The sequence below is a fragment of the Motilimonas sp. E26 genome, from assembly GCF_021278025.1.
GTDB lineage: Bacteria > Pseudomonadota > Gammaproteobacteria > Enterobacterales > CBDFNC01 > Motilimonas.
Map to the genome: position 1 here is coordinate 194,412 of NZ_JAIBHJ010000001.1, position 21,096 is coordinate 215,507.

Genomic DNA, 21,096 nt, shown 5'->3' on the forward strand with positions numbered 1-21,096 from the left:
CGCTGAAGTTCGCTAACCCTATCTCATCCCGCCTCGTAAATCGAACAATAATTAAACTTAGTGACGTGATTATCCCGAAATTGATTCAATCTTAAGCATTTTTTAGTTGCTTGAACTTTTTTTGTGCAATCGACAAGCAACCAGTCATACATTGAACGCTGTTTGAAGATGCATAATTTGTTACGTTTCGTTTCGGTATTAGGCTCACTTTTTTGCTCAGGCTTGTAATAAAGTTGCGTGATTCAGCGCACTCGCTAAAATGTCACTCTTTTTATCTTAAGCATAATCATGATCCTTAACTCTTCTCAGCAATTTAGTTGGCGCAGCATTTTTAACAGCGCAAAACAGTTTAAAAAAGAAATTGTCATTGCTCACATTATTGCCATTTTAGCCACCCTCGCCTCCGTGCCAGTCCCATTATTGATGCCGTTAATGGTCGATGAAGTGTTGCTCAATTCACCAGGCACAGCCATTCGCCTTATGGATCAACTTTTACTCCTTGAATGGCAGCAACCAGCGATATACATCGTTTGTGTATTACTGCTTACCATTTTTCTGCGCACCTTGTCGGTGGCTTTAACCGTTTTTCAATCACGTCAATTCACCATTATAGCTAAACATGTCACCTTTCTGGTACGCCGAGTGTTAGTGAAGCAGATGAATAAGATTGCTATCAGTGAATATGAAACCATTGGCTCAGGCAGTTTAAGCTCGCACTTGGTCACTGATGTAGAAACCTTAGACAAGTTTATTGGGGATACCTTAAGTCGATTTTTAGTCAGCGTACTGGCAGTGCTGGGAACCGCCGTTATTTTACTCTGGCTAAACTGGCAGTTAGGTTTATTTATTTTGCTGTTAAACCCCGTTGTTATTTACTTTTCGACTAAGCTGGGCAGCAAGGTTAAGCACCTCAAACGAAATGAAAACAGCGCATTTGAGCTGTTTCAGCAAGCTGTAGTTGAAACCTTAGACAGTATTTATGAAATTCGCGCAGCCAATAAAGAACGCCATTATATTAATCGCATTACCGATCGCGCTAAAGGTTTACGTAACAGTGCCATTGATTATTCCTGGCGCAGTGAAGCAGCTGGCAGGGCCAGTTTTTTAATTTTTCTCATTGGTTTTGAAGTCTTTCGCGCAACAGCGATGATCATGGTGCTATTTACGGATTTAACCGTTGGAGAGATTTTCGCCGTATTTGGCTACCTATGGTTTATGATGGGGCCCGTTCAAGAGCTACTTAACATGCAATATTCTTATTTTGCTGCCTCAGCCTCTTTAAAACGCCTTAATTCGGTATTAGCCCTTAATACTGAGCCTAAGTACCCGATGACAAAAGACCCCTTTACAAAGGCTTCTGAGCTTTCCCTTTCGATCCGTGACTTGCATTTCTCTTATAATGAAGAGCTAGAGGTGATCCGAGGAATATCATTGGACATTAAGCCCGGTGAAAAAGTTGCTTTTGTGGGTGCCAGTGGCGGCGGCAAATCGACATTGGTCCATTTGTTACTTGGCCTTTATCCCGTGCAGCAAGGGCAAATTTTATTTAATGACGTGGATGTGACCGAATGTGGTTTCGAGACCATTCGCGATCATACCGCTACGGTGCTGCAAAGCCCTAGTCTGTTTAATGACAATATTCGTAACAATTTAACCTTAGGGCAAGAAGTTGACGATGAACAAATTTGGCAAGCCCTAGCCGTGGCTCAGTTAGATGATTTTGTCCGTCAGTTAGACGAGCAACTTGACACTCAAGTGGGTCAACGCGGTGTAAAACTTTCCGGCGGTCAAAAACAGCGGATCGCGTTAGCGCGTATGGTGCTATCTGATCCCAAGTTAGTGATCATGGATGAAGCCACCTCGGCCTTAGATACTAAGACAGAAGCAAATTTACACGGAGCTTTGACTGATTTCCTCAAAGATCGCACCACGATTATCGTTGCTCACCGTTTATCATCGGTAAAACAAGCCGACCGGATATTTGTATTTGAAGACGGTAAAATCAGCCAAACTGGCCAACATTCGGCCTTGGTTAGTCAGCCCGGTTTATACCAAAGCTTGTATGGCAATCACTAATCTCGTGTCATCTAAAGCCAAAAAACTGTACGCGAGAGCTTCATTGGAATTTCCAGTACTTTGAAGTTTTGAGTAATACCACTGCTCAGCGTTTTTTGTTTAGGCATTTACGCTCCAAATTGAGATCAGAGCTGTACTTAAATCAATCTAGATCTTCAACAGAGAGGTGTGGGTAAGTCAACGCCTACGGTACTTCGAGCGAGAATTAATCATTTAAAAAGAAAGCAGCTTATAGCCACTTCCTTTTATCATTTTCTCTTCTTTCCATCTTTTTTAGGTGGCCAGTGCTCGCCAATATAAGCTAATTTTATATATTTCCTATCAGTTAAATCACAGTACTTCATTGCAAAATACGCTCGATTATAATCATCACTATTATCTATTTTTATACTCTGGTCATTGAAGTTTAGTTTTAAATGATATTCAGCATTTATATTATCTTTAGGATACTTTTTAATTTTATTTCCGTGTTCATCCTCTACTATTTCTTCTCGATTTAGGTCATCAAAATCAAAAAAAGGTTTCTCACTTCCTTGTCTTGTACAAGTTAACTTCCGTCCCTTTAATTCCGGCTCTGCAGATTTCTCAGAAATAATTTTCAAATCGTTTTGATTCCGATTCTTATCTTTGGATATATCAAAAAACGCTTGATTCAATGTATTCAAGCCGTGACTAAACTCACTGAGGTAATCCATAAATGTTCCTCGTTTAATAGTCTTAAGCTTATCTTCAAACTGAGGATGGAACTGAATATGTTCATATGTAATTACTGCTTTTTCCGTGAACTCCGCCCTAGTTGTCACACCATTTTTAAAATTAAACGAGTTCTGGTTGCATAAATCAAAGTAGGACGAAATATGTTTTTTATCAGCAATCATAGGCCAATTTACGTTAACCTTATAAGCATATTCAAAAGGTAAATCCTGCAACGGGTTAGCCTGGATAGCACTAACAATTTGTGTTGTATCAAGATACGACTTATGCATGCCTATTGCTTTTTCAAACTCCCCAAGGAAATGAATTGCTGCAGAGGGATCACCCGTTATTTCTAGTAATCGAGTCTGTAAGTCTGAGCCATTAACTGGAAATTCAGAATAATCCGTTGAAAATAATAAACTATGATTCTTTGAAACAGAAAATGAATCGATAACCTGCTCAATATCAGACACATGCGCTGCAAGGCTGTCATAATCTAGTGTATTATTAACATCTATATGATTAAATGAGTATGCACTTGCGTATGACTTCGAACCTTTCATTATCGATCTACACCTTTCATTAAGGTTCGAATATCTTCAGCTTGCTGATCAAAAAAACCTTTTGGCCAATTGGAAAGTTCACCTTTATCACCGATCTCAATCGACTCTACATTACTTTGCTCTTCACCTGAAGAAACAAAGAAAACTCGAGACGCTCCTGTTTCATAGGTTTCACTGAGACGAGCAGCGACTCGAATACCATTAAGCAAATGGTCACTGTGAGTTTCGATAATAACCTGAACACCAGCTTCTGCCGTTTTCTGAATCAGTCGCCCCATATAACTCTGCCCTTTAGGATGAAGGTGCGCTTCTGGATTTTCTATAATCACGAGACCACCAGGTCTAGCCATAACTAAAGAAAGAACTACAGGCAGTGCATAACTCAAACCAAATCCAACATTTGTTGCTCTATAGGTATGACCATCAAATACAAATTGATTCGTTGATATATTAGCATGTGTTATTGAATCGGATTTTACAAAAGTGTCTGGAGATATTTCTCCCATCCATTCTGTAAAGTTATCAATGACTAATCTCGATGTGATTTTATCATGTATTCTCAGGTCACCTTCGCCCAAAGATTTTGATGACTCCAACAAGTTAGTTAAGACTTGAGCTGTATATTCACCATGAATACCCAGCCAGCTTCTTGAACGACGTTGGTTTGAATATGGGTAATTATCGCGAGGCCCCCAACGTTCAGCGCATAAAAAATTAAAGTTGTTCTTATATTTTTCTCTAACTTTATTTGCAACTGAATCAGCCCAGTCTAAGTCCATAGATTCAGAAAACGGTAGTAGGTTTGAATCTTTCTCATACTCTGATAGCGGATCTTGCTCATAGCCCCAAGATAACCTGTGACCATCTATAACCGCTTCAAGTAGTAAAGAGTCTGTATTTGCATCCATATTATGCACTTCTTTATAACTACCCAGCTTTATAAAATCACCGTCAAGCCTCAACGAGCTAGAAAATCCATTTTGTATCAGCAATAATATTGACTGTATAGCAGTACTTTTTCCGACTGAGTTATTTCCACAAAAAACAACTAAATCTTTCATCTTGAATTGAGTATTTTTATAGCATTTAAAATTCGTCAAGTTGATACGTTCAAACATATTATTTACCAATAAATTTTTTGTTAAAAGTTTCTAATATAGGCTCTGCCGTAAATTGCATTCCAGGAACTTCATTTATCATTTCAACGATACTTCTAAACCTATACAACACAGTAATCCTTTTACTTGTAGAGTTAGTTATCGCATATTCAAAACCTCGATTATCCCAGTTATCATTACTTGATTCCCATTGAGAGGTTTTTTCATTATTGACGATTGCTTTCAATAATCGTTCCTTAAAGTATCTAGCGTTATCTACATTAACCATTTTTTGTTTTTCTTCATCTGACATCATTGCAAAAAGAGAAACTAGTGTTTCGAATAATACCTTATTAACTCTACCACCTGACTCTTTTTTATACGTATCATCACCAAAAATTAACGTCAATATTTCGAAAGATGAGGTTAATCTAACCATCAAATCAGAATAAATAGGATCTGCATCTTCAATTCTAGAATTTATAGGATATTTATACTTATTTAAAACTTTCATTGCATGGCTTAAAAAGTCGTCCGTTGTATTATAAGTATAATTTTCGTATCCAAAAATAAGAAATGCCACAGCTCTCAATACATACTCAAGATCAAGCATCCTATTAGAACTAATACTCGCTGGAATTGCACTGAGGAATTCATCTGAATCCGCAACATATTTCAAAAAACGATTAGTAGGACCTTGGTAAAGTGCTGACCTAATCTCTTGTGGACTCAATGTCTTCCCATAAGTATTTATCCTATGGAATATTTCCCTTATCATTGCGTCGCTATCATTAGACATTGGAATTAAGTGCCCAAACAATTGATACTCCCGAATTTTTCGTTGTTCTTTTCTAGGCAGCTCATTAAACGTCAGGTCGTTATAAGCTTTTAGACGCTTTAACCCTTTTAATTCGTAGTCCCCTCTCATGTAACCAATCAGTGCCGTTGTACGCTGTAAACCATCTATAACGACCCATATATAATCCGCATCTACATCTGGATCCGTATTTTCTTTTTCAGCGAAATAAAGTACAGGAATTGGTAGTCCCAAAAGTACCGATTCAATTAGTCGTGATTTATCAGGAACAGGCCATACCCTGTCTCCCCTTTGGAACTCAGGTTGTAAATCAATTTCATTATACTTCACACGGTCAAACAATAAAGAGACTGTTGGGCTAACTTGATTAATCCTGGACATTTCAAAATGAGTAATAATTGAGTCATCATCAGTACTGCTACCTTCATCAGAGTTATCATCTTCATCAGAATTATCATCTTCATCAGAATTAGTACCTTGCTGATAATCACTACCACTTCGCTCATTATCATCTCTATTTTGGTTATCGGAAAAATTATTTTCTGAGACATTTGACAAGTCTAATGTCACAATTGACTCAGATAGCTTAACCTCAAGATCTTGCAACTCCTTTAACACATCGGAAATAGTTTCTACATCACTCTCACCAGGATATTTAGTGAAGATATTAGATAATTTATCCTCTAATATACAAATCTGTTTATTATGTAAAAAGTAAAATTGAGATATGTCGAAGTCTCTATATCTATCAATTCTCCTCTTTAATTCTCTCGTTTCAGAGTTTGATAATTCTTTTAAAGTCCCAATACTATGAGTATTAAAATTTCTTAAATAGATGTGCTTTTTTTTATCGTATTTAAAGTGTTCAACACATGGGAAGTTGGCAAAAATTGTTTCCGGTTGATGACGACTCGAACCAGCTCCATTTAGTGCTTGCTCCACGCTAGCATAACTTTTTTGATGTAATACACTTAGAATTTTTCTAAGTTCAGAGAAAGGACGAGTGCGCTTCCGTGTACCCGTCGTTTTATCAACAATATAACGATTATTATCACGGTCGACTTCAAGGATAACTAATGATTCATTCGATTCATTTATTGGTTGCAGATTCAAACCAATCATTTGTTCTAGATAATCTAAAACGTCTTCAAACTTCATACAAATTCGCCAACTATCAAAGTATTGATTATGTGGACGATATTAGCATGGGTTGACAACTAGGGTAAACGTATGAATGTTTTTTGAGCAATGAGCTGTATTATCTTAGACGAATATCAGCCACTGGGAAGTGGCAGTTAAGCCATCAAGGATGATTTCACGGCGTTTCGTATAAGAAAATATTACTTGGTTCGCTAGGTTGAATACATTTTGTACACTCGTTTGCTTGCCCTTGGTTGACAACAAATAAAGAGTAACTTAAAGAGACGTTGTGAACGTGTATAAAAAGGAGCGGTTAAGCTCCTTTCTTTAAAGTGTTTTGAGGTATATTCGAATGGTTGTGGCTAACCCTTCCGCAGCTAAGTAAGGCACACCATTGCCAATAGTCTTGAACATATCCGACAGAGTCATGGTCGGTGGCAACTGGAAGTCTCTCGGCAAGGATTGGATAGCCAAGGCTTCTGCTGCACTCAGTCTTCGCGATTTGTAAGGGTGCAAGTGCACCTCATTATTACCATAAGCAGCAGTCGGTGAGTACCTAAACCGATGTAATCTCTTGAAAGATTTTTTACTATCATCACCTTCTTGGATAGTTTTGAATTTGTCTGAATACGGTTTGAAATGATGTTTACTATTAGGGTGTTTGCTTACTTCGTTTTTCTTAAACCAATGTTCAACCGTTAGCTCACTAAACTTTGCAAGATGTTTAGGCATCTGACGCTTAGAGTTCTCTTTGTATGCAGAAATTTTCGGCCAAACAGACTTGTCCAGAACCTCTACTTTAGCGAACTTAACTTCACGTTCCCAGTGAAAATCCGCCTTTAGTTGATCATTAGATAACTCAGGGACGACATGCTTTCGGTGTACCCCAAACATCAAAATACGATCTCTGTCTTGAGGAACCCCAAATTCAATACAGTTGGTCAACCTTTCCGTAAGAACATAGCCGGATTCTTGAAGCTTCATCTTCATCACCTCGTAAAACGCTCTATGCTTAACCGTTCGCCAAAGACCCTTTACGTTTTCAAACAAAAAGAAATCTGGTTGATTCTTAATAATTGAGTCGATATAGACCCTAGTTAACACTCCGTTATCACCGTCAGAACCTTTGTTCTTACCCGCAACAGAGAAATCAGGGCATGGGGGCCCGCCAATGAACCCAGTAAGAGCTTCTTTCTTAGCTTTTGTTACCAGTTGAGTTAGGTGGCCTGCCTCCTCACCAGTTACGAGATCATCTATTGAACCATGGTAGTAACCATATTTGGGCTCAGGAATGCCCATTTGTTCTCTGGAGTACTTATATGCGTCCAGAAAAGGCTTATGAAATTCGTTGATAAAACGCACGTCAAAACCGGAGCGTTCGAAGCCCAAATCTAAAAATCCACTACCAGAGAAAAAAGAGAAAATTATTGGTCGTTGTTGAGGTGACAAATGAAAGCCTTTCTAATTGACAACACTATCGGTAAATACTGCCCAGCCTGTCATAATAAATCATAGATACGACGGCTAAAACATGATTCTACTTTAGATAGCGTGTTTCGCGACTGTTACAAGTAGCGACATAAAACATTAGAGAACATATTAACACATTCACACTGTTTTTATATACAGAAAAATAATCCTGCTATGTCTATCCGCAACTAAATTGATGGCTCCAATAAGCCATGATGATAAGACTGCAACCCAAACTGACGTTAGGGTGGTAATCCCTACGAAGCATTAGGTTATTCCATCTGTTGCTAGGTTACCAACTCTGGGTTGGTCCTATTATCAGCCGATTTCTGTTCATCACAGCCAATTTTGCAATTTGCTTCCTTCAGATTTCACCTCACGGTGAGCTCCCTTGCATAGACTAAAAATTCTCGCTCGTCAGAGCCTGTTGAGAACTTTTCCCCTAGACCAACCCCATACTCGGGGCAACAACAAAAAAACCCAGCTCGCGCTGGGTTTTAACTTATTAAGAAAGGTTAACTCTTAGTGGTCTATTGCAGCGCCCGCTCCTTTCGGATAACGAATGCTTTCAACCATGTCTTGCACATCTTGTGGTGTTTCTGCTGTCACTTTGTTCACCGCAATGGCTACTACAAAGTTCAGAATCATGCCAAGGGTACCAATACCTTCTGGCGAGATACCAAACCACCAGTTATCTGGCGTGTTCATTTCAGGGTTAATGAACTTGAAGAACACGATGTAAGCAGTAGTGAATACGATACCTGAAATCATACCCGCAATGGCACCTTCTTTATTCATCTTTTTATAGAAGATACCTAAGATGATGGCTGGGAAGAAGGACGAGGCCGCCAGACCAAACGCAAAGGCAACCACCTGTGCCACGAACCCTGGTGGATTGATCCCCATATAGCCCGCAGCAATAACAGCACCTACAGCACTTAATCGCGCGGCAAGCAGTTCTTGTTTTTCCGTCATATCAGGCTTGAGGCCTTTTTTCAGTAAGTCATGGGCCACCGAAGTTGAGATAACCAATAACAAACCTGCAGCTGTTGATAATGCCGCCGCTAAACCACCCGCAGCTAAGAGTGCAACCACCCAATTTGGTAAGTTTGCTAGCTCTGGTGAAGCCAATACAATGATATCGCGGTTAATGTCCATTTCGTTGCGGGCATCACCTGAGTAGAACATGCGGCCATCACCGTTTTTATCTTCCCACTTAACGAGACCTGTTTTTTCCCAGTTAGTTACCCAACCAGGAGCTTGCTCAGCAGAAACGCCTTTTAAGTCTGGTCCATTGATTGAATCAATCATGTTAACTCGAGCAAACGCTGCAACAGCTGGCGCGGTAGTGTAAAGGATGGCAATAAAGATTAATGCCCAGCCCGCAGAGATGCGCGCATCTTTTACTTTCGGTACAGTGAAGAAACGAATGATTACGTGTGGTAGACCCGCTGTACCCACCATTAGCGCCGCAGTAATAAAGAACACGTCAACCATGGATTTGGAGCCATCGGTATACTGGTTAAAGCCGAGCTCAGCAGACAGTCCATCAATTTTATCCAGTAAGTACATACCAGATCCATCAGCCATGGTGCTACCAAAACCAAGTTGTGGCACTGGGTTACCTGTCATCATAATTGATGTGAAGATTGCAGGTACCATAAAGGCAAAGATCAACACACAATATTGAGCAACTTGAGTATAGGTAATGCCTTTCATGCCACCCATTACCGCGTAGAAAAACACGATACACATACCGATGATGATACCCATGTTGATATCAACTTCGAGGAAGCGTGAAAACACCACACCCACGCCACGCATTTGACCTGCAACGTAAGTAAAGGATACAAAAATTGCACAGAAAACAGCTACCATACGCGCAGTTTGCGAGTAATAACGGTCACCTATGAAATCTGGCACGGTAAATTTACCGAACTTACGTAAGTAAGGAGCAAGACACAAAGCGAGCAGTACATAACCGCCGGTCCAACCCATTAAGTAAACGCCGCCATCATAACCGATAAAAGAAATGATACCGGCCATTGAGATAAACGATGCTGCTGACATCCAATCAGCCGCCGTCGCCATACCGTTTGCAATGGGGTGAACACCACCACCTGCAACATAAAACTCGCCCGTTGAGGCTGCACGTGCCCAAATGGCAATACCGATATATAGAGCAAACGTAATGCCGACTAATATAAAGGTCCAGGTTTGAATATCCATATGTTAACCCCTACTCTTCTACGTTATATTTTTTATCGAGCTGGTTCATTTTTGCTACGTACACAAAAATCAGAACCACGAAGGTGTAAATTGAGCCTTGTTGTGCAAACCAAAAGCCTAACTTAAAACCGCCTAGTGAAATTTGATTGAGTGGCTCAACCAATAAAATGCCAAAGCCATAAGAGACTGCAAACCAAACAGCAAGCAGGATCCCCATGATTTTTAGGTTTTCACCCCAATAGCGTTTTGCCATGTCTTTATTTTCGAAAGCCATTGCGCTCTCCTTAAAATGTTAATAGGTTGTTGCATAAATAACATTAAATGTAAAAACTCAATAAGAAACTTAGACTTTAGTAGAAATTATGTTTTTTCAGTTGCTTATGGCCTGAATTTGTAAAAATTCGTTAGCTAGATCGCTTTAGAGCTCGATGATAAGGATGTTTTTTATTGTAAGAAGGGAGGCAAGCATCTTTTTTCAGGCATAAAAAGCAGAAAAGCCAGCAATCAGCTGGCTTTTCATCGTTTCAAGGTTGTAAAACCTAGAGTAGTTTCTGCCAATCTTTGACCTTAGTATTAAAGAAACCAGAGTCTTCATAAGCTTGTTTAACAAGTCCCTTATCTTTCATTATTGCTATACCGCGATCTAAGGCCTCCGCAACTGCTTTGCCTTGTGGGTGACGTTTTGATATTGCAAAATGACGTGAGCCTTGCAAACCTATTTTTAAATTTGGAATAGGGATGAGCTTGACACCTTCGGGATCAAATGACATGTCAGGCGTGGGTTGAAATGGCGCAAGCAAAAAATCTGCGCGTCCAATATTGACCATTTTAACCATCGACGACCATTTAACCGTGTTGATGAGCTTACGCATTTTCATCGCATTTAAAGTTTGCCAATCAATGATCCAAGCCTTACTTGATACCGCTATCAAACTACGAACTTCGTCCATCCCTTTTGCTTTCAGGGCTGTTTTGTTGCTTTCTATGGTGTATAAGCCTGCCTCAAACTGACCATTTTCTATAATAGGCTCTGACACATACAGTAGCTCTTCACTACTGGTCAGTAAATCTAGCCAAATTGAGTTACCGGCGAGTACTGCACGACCAGCCAATACTTGCTTAATAATACGAGCATGCGAGTCTGCGGTGATAAAACGAACTGGTGTATCAATCCCACCAAACTTAAGCGCTTGTTGTACTAAGACTACTTCGACGACATCACGTCTTGCACCATTACCAACATAGCTCGTCATTGTTAACGGATTACGCCCGGCAATATAGCTTTCGTAATCTGCTTTTACGTCTGCGGGCAACACGATGATCAGTTGGTCAGACTTTTGCGGTGCCGCCCACACTTGTAATGAAAATACACTGAAAAACAGGGAAACAAGTATCAAAAAGGTTTTCACTCAAATCACTCCATATTACCGAAGAAGAAACGCGCTAATAATCTCTAGTGTGACTGTATTTACTCTCAAGTTAAAGACAATAGGTCATTCTTTATGATGGATCTCATATATTTCCCTTAGCCACGACTAGTTAAAAGTTCTGTAAAATACGTAAAATAACATTAATTTCAGTATCTAATGCTACCGTTAGATAAAAAACAGACTGGAATGAAAATATGTTGCACAATATTGAATTTCAAAGCCAAATAAACAAATATTCATCAAACTTTTAAAAAGTGTGGGTTATGCCAATTAGCAAAAAATTCAATGGCTTAATTCAACCCTTTTCAGACGATTTTAGTTCCAGTTTTACTCAACAAATTGCTAGACGAGTTATTTAAAAATGAGCAAAGAACAGATTTTTGAGATTATATTTGGCACCCACAGCGCAGCTGGTCGCCGGTTTGATATCTGCTTAATTGTGGCAATTTTTGCCAGTGTGCTAGTAGTTATTCTCGACTCTGTCCCCATGCTCTCACTACAATATCATCGCTACTTTTATTATGCAGAATGGTTCTTTACACTGCTGTTTACCCTCGAGTACGCGGTACGTCTCTATGTCTCACCTAAGCCTAAAGTATACGCTTTTAGCTTCTATGGCATTATCGATTTGTTGTCTATCCTACCGGCATTTATTTCTTTGTTGTTCCCTGGCGCCAACTATTTGATGATCATACGTATTATGCGTGTATTGCGTATATTCCGTGTGTTAAAGCTGTTTCGCTACCTGCAAGAAGCAAATACCTTATTTCGTTCTTTGATCGCCTCAAAACGGAAAATTTTAGTTTTTCTTTTTTCGGTGGCGTTATTAATCGTCATTTTCGGTTGTTTGATGTACCTCATTGAAGGGCCAGAAAATGGCTTTACCAGCATTCCAAAAAGTATTTACTGGGCCATCGTCACCATCACGACGGTTGGCTACGGTGATATCAGCCCGAGTACTCCGCTAGGACAAACCCTAGCCTCCATTACCATGTTAGTGGGCTATGCCATCCTGGCTGTGCCAACGGGGATTATAACGGCTGAGCTTGCACAAGAAATTCACCGTGAGCGCCACCTTATTCATTGTGATCATTGCGATCGTAGTGGGCATGATCTTGACGCAAAATTTTGCAACCATTGTGGCACTGAACTACCGCCGAAAGGAGTTAATAATTGACCAGCTTAGATACTTTAAGGGGACAGGAACAGCAAGTGAAATAAATAACCGTTAAGATTAGCAAACATTATTACGAAGACAAAAAAAATACTGTAAATAGAAAAAATTGCTTTAAAAACACTCCTTTAATAAGGCAATTTTCAAACTTACAGCTAGGCTTATAAACAGAGCATTCCTCTGGCTACAAACTTCGCTGGGTAAACGGAATCTTTCTTGAATCAGGGATCCATTTTCATATGGGCAGGCAAATAACAGTCTTATAAACGAACTTTAATGGTGTCATTGGAGTTTGCATAACTGAGGGAGTGTAGGTTATGAGCATTTTTGAGCATTATAAATCACGTTACGAAGAAGCAAGAGAAGAAGAGTTCAGCATTAGCGAGTATTTGGACTTATGCCGCGAAGACAGAAGTGTTTATGCCTCTGCGTCCGAACGCCTGCTCATTGCAATTGGTGAGCCAGAGACCATAGATACCGCAAAGGACCCAGTCTTAAGCCGTATTTTTTCCAATCGGTTAATTCACCGCTACCCCGCGTTTAAAGACTTTTACGGCATGGAAGAAGCCATCGAGCAGATAGTTTCTTACCTTAAACATGCTTCACAAGGCTTAGAAGAGCGTAAGCAGATACTTTATTTACTCGGCCCTGTCGGTGGCGGTAAATCATCTTTAGCTGAGAAGCTCAAGCAATTAATGCAAAAAGTACCTATTTATAAACTCAAAGGATCGCCCGTTAACGATAGCCCATTGTGTTTATTTGACCCCGCTGAAGACGGTAATTTACTTAAAAGTGAATACGGTATTCCGCCACGATATTTGCAAAATATTATGTCCCCATGGGCAGCAAAACGCTTAAAAGAATACGGTGGCGACATTAGTCAGTTTAAAGTAGTTAAAGTTTACCCTTCTATTCTCAACCAGTTAGGCATCGCAAAAACTGAACCCGGCGATGAAAATAACCAAGATATTTCATCATTAGTCGGCAAGGTAGATATTCGTCAGTTAGAGCACTACGCGCAAGACGATGCCGATGCTTATGCCTATTCCGGCGCTTTATGCCGTGCCAACCAAGGCTTAATGGAATTTGTCGAAATGTTTAAGGCGCCGATCAAGGTGTTACATCCCCTATTAACTGCGACCCAAGAAGGTAACTATAACGGCACCGAAGGCTTATCTGCCTTGCCGTTTGAAGGTATTATTCTAGCCCACTCCAATGAATCAGAGTGGACAGCATTTAGAAATAATAAAAATAACGAGGCGTTTTTAGACCGCGTATATATAGTTAAAGTCCCTTATTGTTTACGTGTTACTGAAGAAGTTAAAATTTATAAAAAACTCCTTAATAACAGTGAATTAATTGGAGAAAAATGTGCTCCCGGCACATTAGAAACCTTGGCCCAATTCTCTATTTTGTCACGGATAAAAGAGCCTGAAAACTCCAGCATTTACTCTAAGATGCGGGTGTACGATGGCGAAAGCTTAAAAGACACCGATCCTAAAGCAAAGTCTTATCAAGAATACCGAGATTTCGCGGGTATCGACGAAGGCATGACAGGTTTATCGACTCGGTTTGCGTTTAAAATACTGTCTCGTGTATTTAACTTTGATGAAACAGAGATTGCTGCCAATCCGGTGCATTTATTCTACGTACTAGAACAACAAATAGAGCGCGAGCAGTTTTCCAATGAAGTTGCTGAACGCTACTTAGAATTTTTAAAAGGCTATTTAACGCCTAAGTACGTTGAGTTCATCGGTAAAGAAATTCAAACCGCTTACCTTGAGTCTTATTCCGAATATGGCCAAAACATCTTTGACCGTTATGTCACTTATGCCGATTTTTGGATCCAAGACCAAGAGTTCAGAGATCCTGAAACAGGTCAGTTATTTGATCGCGCCGCCCTAAACAGTGAATTGGAAAAAATTGAGAAGCCCGCGGGGATAAGTAACCCGAAAGATTTCCGTAACGAAATCGTCAATTTCGTGTTGCGTGCGCGGGCGGGTAACCAAGGCAAAAATCCCAATTGGACCAGTTATGAGAAACTGCGCACCGTGATCGAGAAGAAAATGTTCTCCAATACGGAAGACTTACTACCTGTTATTTCCTTTAACGGTAAAACTTCTGCCGATGATCAGAAAAAACACGATGATTTTGTTGCCCGTATGATGGAAAAAGGCTACACCCGCAAACAAGTTAGGTTGCTGGCTGAATGGTATTTACGCGTGCGAAAAGCGTCGTAAGCACCATTATTTTAGGGGGACGTTTATGTCACATTTTATTGATCGGCGGTTAAATTCAAAAAATAAAAGCACAGTTAATCGCCAACGCTTTATGCGACGATATAAAAAGCAAATAAAACATGCAGTATCTGAGGCGGTAACCCAAAGAAGTATTCAAGACGTCACTTCGGGTGAAAGTATCAGTATCCCACAAAAAGATTTATCGGAACCTTTTTTTCACCAAGGTACTGGTGGTAAACGTGGCCGAGTTCACCCGGGCAATGACAGTTTTGTCACTGGCGACAAAATTAAACGCCCGCCGCCCCAAGGCGGCGCAGGCAGTGGCGAAGGCGAAGCGAGCGACCAAGGTGAAGGGAGTGATGACTTTGTTTTTCAGATTTCGAAAGATGAATATTTAGATTTATTATTTGAAGATCTTGCTTTGCCTAATCTTGAGCAAAAGCAATTAGACAAACTGATTGAATACAAAACTTATCGCGCGGGTTTTACCTCCGATGGTGTTCCCGCCAATATAAACATTGTACGTTCATTACAAAATTCTTTGTTACGTCGGACTGCGTTAGGTGCGGGAAAAAAACGACGCATCAATGAACTAGAGCAACAGATAAACGAGCTAAGACAAGTAAAAAAGCCAAATCTGATTTTAATAGCAGAATTAGAACAGGAGGTTGAAACCCTTAAAAACAGGGTCCGTCATTTACCTTTTATCGATACCTTTGACCTTAAATTTAATAACTTTGTACAACGCCCGGTGCCCAGTAGCCAAGCCGTTATGTTTTGTTTGATGGACGTATCAGGCTCGATGGATCAAGCGACAAAAGAAATGGCAAAGCGCTTCTACGTTTTACTCTATTTATTTCTCACCCGCAGTTATCAGCATATTGAAGTGGTTTTTATTCGCCATCATACCCAAGCTAAAGAAGTGGATGAGCAAGAGTTCTTTTACTCACAAGAAACGGGCGGCACTATCGTATCCAGCGCGTTAAAGTTAATGCATGAAATAGTGCAAGAGCGCTACCCCGAAAATCAATGGAACATTTATGCAGCCCAAGCATCAGATGGCGATAACTGGGCAGATGATTCGCCAACTTGCAGAGCGCTACTGGAAGATAAGTTACTTCCTTGGCTGCGCTATTACGCCTACATTGAAATTACTAATCGCCCTCATCAGTCCCTATGGCGTGAATATGAGAAATTAACTCAAACACACCCTGAATTTGCGATGCAACATATCCGCAGCATTAACGATATTTTCCCTGTATTTAGGGAGTTATTTAAGAAGCAAGCTGCTTAGGAAGGGAATATGAAAAAAACCAAACATTTACCCCATGGACCGGACTGGGATTTTGATTTGCTTGCCCTTTATGATAAAGAAATTCAACGGGTTGCTAACATTTACCGGCTAAATACCTATCCGAATCAAATCGAGGTAATTACCGCTGAACAAATGATGGATGCCTATTCAAGTGTGGGCATGCCTATTGGTTATCGTCATTGGTCATTTGGTAAGAAATTTATTCAAACCGAGCAAACCTATAAACGAGGCCAAATGGGCTTGGCTTATGAGATTGTGATTAACTCAGATCCCTGCATTGCCTACTTGATGGAAGAAAATACCTTGCCTATGCAAGCGTTAGTCATCGCGCACGCCTGTTATGGCCACAATTCATTTTTCAAAAATAATTATTTGTTCAAAACCTGGACCGATGCCAGTTCAATTATCGACTACTTATTGTTTGCTAAGCAGTATATTGAACAATGTGAAGAAAAGTATGGTATCGATGAAGTAGAAGACATTCTCGATTCATGTCATGCCTTAATGAACTACGGCGTTGACCGATACAAGCGGCCGCAAAAAATATCTCTAAGTGAGGAAAAGCGCCGCCAACAAGAGCGTACGGATTATATGCAAAGCCAAGTTAATGCTTTGTGGCGAACCATACCGATAAAACCCGAAAAAACCAATCCAACCACCGAACGCTTTCCCAACGAGCCGCAAGAAAACATTCTCTATTTTATTGAAAAACATGCACCATTACTGCAGCCGTGGCAACGTGAAATTGTAAGAATTGTACGTAAAATCAGTCAGTATTTTTACCCACAGAAACAAACTCAAGTGATGAATGAAGGTTGGGCTACTTTTTGGCACTACACTTTAATGCAACATTTATACGATGAAGGAAAATTATCAGACAAATTTATGCTTGAGGTAATACATAATCATACTAATGTAACCTTACAACCGCCTTATAACGCCAGTTATTATTCCGGTATTAACCCTTATGCATTGGGCTTTGCAATGTTTACCGATATTAGACGCATTTGTGAACATCCCACCGCGGAAGACAAAGAGTGGTTTCCAGATATTGCAGGTAGCAACTGGCTAGATACCCTGCACTTTGCTATGCAAAACTTTAAAGATGAAAGTTTTATTGGCCAATATTTATCCCCTAAGCTAATACGAGACTTTAAGTTTTTTGGAGTGATTGATGATGACAGTAAAAACTACATTAATGTTGAAGCGATTCACGACGAATCCGGTTACCAGAAAATTCGTCAACAGCTCGCAGAGCAGTACAATTTGAGTAATATTGAACCCAACATACAAGTTTACAGTGTGGATTTAAATGGTGATCGTTCATTGAAATTACGCTATGTGCCGCATCAAAAAATCCCACTTGGTGACAGTACTCAGGAAGTGCTTAAGCACCTTCATCGACTATGGGGGTTTGATGTGTCGCTAGAGCAAGAACAAGATGATGGTAAAGTGCACATTCTGGCCAAGATACCACCAAACCCAACGCTTTCAGATGATTTAAACTGAAACTCATCTAAAAGCTAGGTTGTTGGGTGCTGATGAGGTTAGTCGTTAAAACTCTCAGGCAGCTGGCTTTTTACTAAGCCCCAAAGCTGCGCGCTTTGTTTACCATAATCGCGCACATATTGATGCACGCTATTGTGCTTATCGGCTGCAATGAAATGCTCAAGACCAAGGTAAAAGTCTAACGCCAATTGACGGGCCTGGGGCAAGTCGAAATAGAAAGCACCTAATTTTTGGTATAAATTTTTAAAGCCATTTAGGACTAAAACATAAATCATATTGTCTGAGGCCAATGCCAGCTCATGATAGAAGTAATAATCATATTCAACAAATTGAGCACTGTTTTCATCCACTGAGGGACGTCGCTCAATAATTTCTAGCACTTTCTTTGGGTTACGCTTTAACGCACTACGAATAAAAATGGCACTGATATTTGTACGAGCGGATAACAGCTGATCAATAAGCTGTGGGAATTTGTCACCATCGAGTCGGGCCAATGTTTCCAGAATATTCAACCCTGAAGTTTGCCAAATATCATTTACTTGCGTTGGTTTACCATGTCGAATTGTCAGCCAACCGTCACGCGCGAGTCGTTGTAAAACCTCTCTTAACGTCGTTCTTGTTACGCCTATCATTTCCGACAGTTCACGCTCTGCCGGCAAAATTGAGCCCGGTGGGAAACGTTCATTCCAAATGGAATCGATCAAATATTCTTCTGCTACACCGGCAGGGCTCTGGGCTTTAAATACCATTCTATCCACTCTTGAATAACTTAATGACCTGAGTTAAAGCTGTCATCCTTAAGACCCAAAAGAAAATGGAAATCTAAAGAAAAAATGAACCATTACTTGCATCCATTACTTCGTGACGTAGATCACGTTATTTTTTGTTATCAACTACATCAAAATTGCACCAATCTGGCTACAATACGCGCGATTTAATAAGACGCATATATTGTGCCATCAAATCGGACTGGCAAAAAAAGAATTTTCCCACCAGGACTGAATTCATAACTATACATGCTAGCCGCACCTATTATATTGGACAAAGGAAGTTAATAAAACAATGTCAGACTTACTGATCGCAGGTTGCCGAAATTTCCTCGGTAACGCGCCTAAATGGTACAAATGGACCATTATTACTTTTCTAATAATCAACCCTATCATTTTTGCCATTAACCCGTTTGTAGCTGGCTGGCTGCTGGTGATCCAATTTATTTTCACCTTGGCTATGGCGCTTAAATGCTACCCACTGCAACCTGGCGGTTTGTTGGCCATGGAAGCAGTTTTGGTCGGGATGACCTCAACTAAGGACGTGCAGGAAGAATTAGTGCATAACTTTGAAGTAATATTACTGCTTATTTTTATGGTGGCAGGGATTTACTTTATGAAGAGCTTGTTGCTGTATATCTTCACAAAGCTTTTAATTAAAGTGAAATCGAAAGCATTACTTTCTCTTTCTTTTTGTTTCGCAGCGGCGTTTCTGTCAGCTTTCCTCGATGCGTTAACGGTTATCGCCGTGGTGATCAGTGTCGGTGTTGGTTTCTATAGCATCTATCATAAAGTAGCATCAGGTAAAGATAACAGCGTACTTGACCATGACCATACTTGTGATAATAGCCTACAAGATCAACGTCGTGAAGACTTAGAAACTTTCCGAGCATTTTTGCGCAACTTACTTATGCATGCGGGTGTTGGTTCAGCATTGGGTGGTGTATGTACTCAAGTTGGCGAGCCACAAAACTTGATTATTGCTGAGAACGCTTCTTGGCAGTTCATTGAATTTGCGCTGCGTATGGCCCCAGTGACTGTACCTGTATTTATTTGCGGCATGCTTACGTGTTATATCGTAGAAAAAATGGGCTGGTTTAGTTATGGAGCACAATTACCTGCTGCAGTACGTCAGATCATGGTGGATTACGATAAACAAGCTGATGCAAAAATGAACGAGCGTGATATCGCTAAATTGCTCATTCAAGCCATCATCGGTGTTTGGCTGATTGTTGCATTGGCGCTTCACCTTGCACCTGTTGGCTTGATTGGCCTTTCTGTCATTGTACTTGCGACTGCTTTTACCGGTGTTATTGAAGAGCATGCGTTAGGTAAAGCGTTTGAAGAAGCCTTACCGTTTACTGCCTTATTAGCGGTATTTTTCACTATTGTATCGGTGATTGTAGAGCAACACCTATTCAAACCAGTTATTGAGGCAGTATTAGCACAGGATGGCCATGCCCAGCTTGCGCTCTTTTATGTCGCTAACGGATTATTATCAATGTTAAGTGATAATGTTTTCGTTGGTACAATTTACATAAAAGAAGTAAAAGCGGCTCTCGTTGACGGTCAAATCACTCGTGATCAATTCGACTTGCTAGCGGTTGCCATTAACACAGGTACCAATCTACCTTCTGTGGCAACACCAAATGGTCAAGCAGCTTTCCTATTCCTACTAACTTCAGCAGTAGCACCACTCATACGACTTTCTTACGGCCGAATGGTATGGATGGCATTACCTTATACGATTGTATTGGCAGTAGTAGGTATGGTTGGCATTATGTTTTTCTTAGAGGGCACGACTGATTGGATGTATTTAAATGAACTAATCCATCATCACTCAGCCAAAGAGGCTATCGATGCCGCTGTTAGCGCGCATTAATTCTATTTAGCACCATTAGATGAACGTCTAGTTGTGTAAAGATCATAGTTTTAGTAAATAAAAACCCAGTATAATCACTGGGTTTTTTACTATTCAAGGAACGAAACTTTATGCAGTACCTCAATCAGTTAGCGTCAACACGTGGCCCTTGGTTACTGTTGGCCTTTTCCGCCCTTTGTCTTGAACTCACCGCCCTCTTCTTTCAACATGTAATGGAATTAGAGCCTTGTGTGATGTGTATATATGAACGTATCGCCATGATGGGCATCATCGCTACTGGATTGGTTGGCGCAATCAAGCCTGATTTTTATGCCACTCGCTGGTTAGGTTTTATATTATGGGGTACTAGCGCGTTTTGGGGCTTACAACTTGCACTTGAGCATGTTGATTACCAAATGAACCCTTCTCCTTTCTACACTTGTGACTTTATTCCAAACTTCCCTGAATGGATGCCCTTACATCAATGGGTACCTTGGCTATTTAACCCAACCGGTGATTGTGCCGATATTGTTTGGCAGTTCCTCGGTTATAGCATGCCGCAATGGTTAGTGGTGTGTTTCACCATTTACAGTGTCATTTTCTTAGTGGTGCTGGTAGGCCAATTTGGCAAAAAGAAGTGTTGTGAATAGCAAAGCTTATTAGGAAAAATACCTAATAAAACAAGTGGTAGGGTGCTGCTTGTTTTATTAGT

At 40.3% G+C, this 21,096-nt stretch carries 15 protein-coding genes; 7 read left to right on the forward strand and 8 right to left on the reverse strand.

The window, feature by feature from the left end; all coding sequences use genetic code 11:
• The first annotated feature begins 288 nt into the window (after nt 1–288).
• Nucleotides 289–2,076, forward strand: a complete 1,788-nt coding sequence (locus K1M91_RS00750) for an ABC transporter ATP-binding protein (RefSeq protein WP_232799644.1) — start codon at nt 289–291, stop codon at nt 2,074–2,076.
• A 248-nt stretch (nt 2,077–2,324) separates the two neighbouring features.
• Here K1M91_RS00750 and K1M91_RS00755 read toward each other — a convergent pair whose 3' ends face one another.
• The 7 genes from K1M91_RS00755 to K1M91_RS00785 all read right to left on the reverse strand — a co-directional run bounded on the left by K1M91_RS00755 (nt 2,325) and on the right by K1M91_RS00785 (nt 11,497).
• Nucleotides 2,325–3,335, reverse strand: a complete 1,011-nt coding sequence (locus K1M91_RS00755) for a hypothetical protein (RefSeq protein WP_232799645.1) — start codon at nt 3,333–3,335, stop codon at nt 2,325–2,327.
• Complete coding sequence (locus K1M91_RS00760; protein ID WP_232799646.1) at nt 3,335–4,453, reverse strand: DUF3696 domain-containing protein; 1,119 nt, start codon at nt 4,451–4,453, stop codon at nt 3,335–3,337. The genes K1M91_RS00755 and K1M91_RS00760 overlap by 1 nt, the downstream gene beginning before the upstream one ends.
• A 1-nt stretch (nt 4,454) precedes the next feature.
• Nucleotides 4,455–6,407: a DUF262 domain-containing protein gene (locus K1M91_RS00765; RefSeq protein ID WP_232799647.1), complete on the reverse strand. Its 1,953-nt coding sequence runs from the start codon at nt 6,405–6,407 to the stop codon at nt 4,455–4,457.
• A 309-nt stretch (nt 6,408–6,716) separates the two neighbouring features.
• Complete coding sequence (locus K1M91_RS00770) at nt 6,717–7,838, reverse strand: DNA cytosine methyltransferase (RefSeq protein ID WP_232799648.1); 1,122 nt, start codon at nt 7,836–7,838, stop codon at nt 6,717–6,719.
• 543 nt (nt 7,839–8,381) lie between these two features.
• Nucleotides 8,382–10,088 carry a sodium:solute symporter family protein gene (locus K1M91_RS00775; protein ID WP_232799649.1) on the reverse strand — a complete coding sequence of 569 codons (1,707 nt, stop codon included), beginning with the start codon at nt 10,086–10,088 and terminating at the stop codon, nt 8,382–8,384.
• Between the two features lie 10 nt (nt 10,089–10,098).
• On the reverse strand, nt 10,099–10,362 hold the full coding sequence (locus K1M91_RS00780; protein ID WP_232799650.1) for a DUF4212 domain-containing protein: 264 nt from the start codon (nt 10,360–10,362) through the stop codon (nt 10,099–10,101).
• Nucleotides 10,363–10,627: 265 nt separating this feature from the next.
• Nucleotides 10,628–11,497, reverse strand: a complete 870-nt coding sequence (locus K1M91_RS00785) for a hypothetical protein (RefSeq protein WP_232799651.1) — start codon at nt 11,495–11,497, stop codon at nt 10,628–10,630.
• Between the two features lie 382 nt (nt 11,498–11,879).
• Here K1M91_RS00785 and K1M91_RS00790 point away from each other — a divergent pair, with 382 nt between their 5' ends.
• From K1M91_RS00790 to K1M91_RS00805, 4 genes are all read left to right on the forward strand, one after another.
• A complete protein-coding gene (locus K1M91_RS00790) occupies nt 11,880–12,695 on the forward strand; it encodes an ion transporter (protein ID WP_232799652.1) in 816 nt (271 codons plus the stop codon).
• A 314-nt stretch (nt 12,696–13,009) separates the two neighbouring features.
• A complete protein-coding gene (locus tag K1M91_RS00795) occupies nt 13,010–14,932 on the forward strand; it encodes a PrkA family serine protein kinase (RefSeq protein WP_232799653.1) in 1,923 nt (640 codons plus the stop codon).
• Nucleotides 14,933–14,957: 25 nt separating this feature from the next.
• Nucleotides 14,958–16,226 (forward strand): YeaH/YhbH family protein, encoded by a 1,269-nt coding sequence (locus tag K1M91_RS00800; RefSeq protein WP_232799654.1) that lies wholly within the window; start codon nt 14,958–14,960, stop codon nt 16,224–16,226.
• Between the two features lie 9 nt (nt 16,227–16,235).
• A complete protein-coding gene (locus K1M91_RS00805) occupies nt 16,236–17,756 on the forward strand; it encodes a SpoVR family protein (protein ID WP_232799655.1) in 1,521 nt (506 codons plus the stop codon).
• 38 nt (nt 17,757–17,794) lie between these two features.
• On the opposite strand, the gene fadR is transcribed toward K1M91_RS00805, so the two are convergent.
• Complete coding sequence (gene fadR / locus K1M91_RS00810) at nt 17,795–18,505, reverse strand: fatty acid metabolism transcriptional regulator FadR (RefSeq protein WP_232799656.1); 711 nt, start codon at nt 18,503–18,505, stop codon at nt 17,795–17,797.
• A gap of 313 nt (nt 18,506–18,818) precedes the next feature.
• On the opposite strand from fadR, the gene nhaB reads away from it, so the two are divergent.
• Nucleotides 18,819–20,405: a sodium/proton antiporter NhaB gene (gene nhaB / locus K1M91_RS00815; protein ID WP_232799657.1), complete on the forward strand. Its 1,587-nt coding sequence runs from the start codon at nt 18,819–18,821 to the stop codon at nt 20,403–20,405.
• 110 nt (nt 20,406–20,515) lie between these two features.
• Nucleotides 20,516–21,034: a disulfide bond formation protein DsbB gene (gene dsbB, locus K1M91_RS00820; RefSeq protein ID WP_232799658.1), complete on the forward strand. Its 519-nt coding sequence runs from the start codon at nt 20,516–20,518 to the stop codon at nt 21,032–21,034.
• Nucleotides 21,035–21,096: the final 62 nt, after the last annotated feature.